The sequence below is a fragment of the Streptomyces endocoffeicus genome (assembly GCF_016741935.1).
GTDB lineage: Bacteria > Actinomycetota > Actinomycetes > Streptomycetales > Streptomycetaceae > Streptomyces > Streptomyces endocoffeicus.
In genome coordinates this window covers 1-401 of sequence record NZ_JAERRG010000221.1, presented here as the reverse complement: position 1 = coordinate 401, position 401 = coordinate 1, and the positions used below count along the sequence as shown (strand labels likewise).

At 70.3% G+C, this 401-nt stretch carries 1 protein-coding gene; it reads right to left on the bottom strand.

Annotated elements, in window-relative coordinates; all coding sequences use genetic code 11:
* Positions 1-167, bottom strand: a 167-nt coding sequence (locus JK364_RS58625) for a hypothetical protein (protein ID WP_504943155.1), incomplete at its 3' end; no start/stop codon positions are given.
* Positions 168-401: the final 234 nt, after the last annotated feature.

Sequence of the window (401 nt, the reverse complement as noted above, 5' to 3'; positions counted from 1 at the left end):
CGAACATCAGCCCTCCCAGCCCCACCACCCTCCGCCACCGCCGCCAACCCCACCAACGCCTCCTCCCGATCCCCCGCCACCACCACCGCACGATCCGACAACCGCGCCCGACCAGAAGCCAGCCCCACTGCCAACTCCCCAACGCCCAACCCCGGACGAGCCTGCACATACTCCAACAACCTCCGCGCCTGCCCCCGCAACCCCCCACCACCACGCCCCGACACCACCAACGGCACCACACCACCACCCCCAACCTCCGCCACCACCACCGGCGCCACCTCGACAGCCACCTCCGGCGCCTGCTCCAAAATCACATGAGCGTTCGTCCCACTCACCCCAAAACCCGACACCCCAACCCGCCGCGGACGCCCCACCTCCGGCCACACCCGCTGCTCCGTCAA